The organism is Haloferax sp. Atlit-10N, from assembly GCF_003586325.1.
Taxonomy (GTDB): domain Archaea; phylum Halobacteriota; class Halobacteria; order Halobacteriales; family Haloferacaceae; genus Haloferax; species Haloferax prahovense.
The window spans coordinates 1-465 of the sequence record NZ_PSYX01000151.1 but is presented as its reverse complement, the minus strand read 5'-3'; the positions used below and the strand labels follow the sequence as shown (position 1 = coordinate 465).

At 66.9% G+C, this 465-nt stretch carries 1 protein-coding gene; it reads right to left on the bottom strand.

Annotation, left to right across the window (positions count from 1 at the left end; genetic code table 11):
* Positions 1 to 62: 62 nt before the first annotated feature.
* Positions 63 to 452 carry a universal stress protein gene (locus tag C5B91_RS21625; RefSeq protein ID WP_008609153.1) on the bottom strand — a complete coding sequence of 130 codons (390 nt, stop codon included), beginning with the start codon at positions 450 to 452 and terminating at the stop codon, positions 63 to 65.
* Positions 453 to 465 lie beyond the last annotated feature (13 nt).

The window sequence follows — 465 nt, the reverse complement described above, 5'->3', positions numbered from 1 at the left end:
AGCGAATCCGCGAGGTCGTCGGCTCGGAGTACCGCTGAGCCGCGTTCACCGCCCGGAGCGCGTCAGGGGACGATAGTCACCGGAACGGCCTCGGCCCGGAGCACCGTTTCTGCGGCGCTCCCGAAGACGGTTCGCTCGACGATGCCGTCTTCGTGGTGGCCCATCACGACGTGGTCGAAGCCGCCGCGCTCGACGGTGTCGAGAATCTCCTCGCCGACGCGGTCGGCGGTCCACACGTCGACCGTGATGGTCGAAAGCTCCGGTTCGCCGCCGAAGTCGCCCGCTTTGAGTCTGCCGCGCGCGTCGTCGAGAATGGCCTCCGTCGCGTCGGTCTGGTTGTTCGTGTAGTGGACGACGTGGAGGCTCCCGCCCATCCCGTCGACCATCTCGATGGCGAAGTCGAGCGCGCGTTTGCTGGCGTCGGTGCCGTCGATGGGGATGAGAACGTCCATACGAAACAGAGGA